This window comes from Corallococcus sp. AB030, from assembly GCF_003668965.1.
GTDB lineage: Bacteria > Myxococcota > Myxococcia > Myxococcales > Myxococcaceae > Corallococcus > Corallococcus exiguus.
Genome location: NZ_RAWQ01000497.1, coordinates 1 through 447 on the forward strand (window position 1 = coordinate 1; position 447 = coordinate 447).

The 447-nt window shown below is 33.8% G+C and carries 1 protein-coding gene; it reads left to right on the forward strand.

Annotation, left to right across the window (positions count from 1 at the left end):
* Positions 1-25: 25 nt before the first annotated feature.
* Positions 26-447 (forward strand): restriction endonuclease subunit S (locus D7Y15_RS43780; RefSeq protein ID WP_199746080.1); only part of this gene is annotated, 422 nt, incomplete at its 3' end.

Genomic DNA, 447 nt, shown 5'->3' on the forward strand with positions numbered 1-447 from the left:
ATATTATATTAACAACGAAAATATAATGGGACACATCTTAAGAAGAGTAACTACTAAAGCAACGATGATGACAAATTTAGTAGCAAAGGATTTTCTTAAAGCAAAAATTTATGTCCCTAGCATAGATGAACAAAAGCGTATTGGTTTATTTTTAAAGCAGATTGATAGCATTATCACTCTTCGTCATCAAGAAATAGAGCAATTAAAAGAATCAAAAAAGACTTTGCTTTCGAAAATGTTCCCGAAAGAAGGGGCGGTTCGTCCCGAAATTCGTTTCGCTGGTTTCACTGACCCTTGGGAACTGCGTAAGTTAACAAATATAACTTCCAGTTATTCAGGATTAACATATAGTCCAACTGACATACAAGACACAGGTATATTCGTTTTACGATCATCCAATGTAAAAAATGATCAACTTATTGATGCTGACAATGTCTATGTCAATCC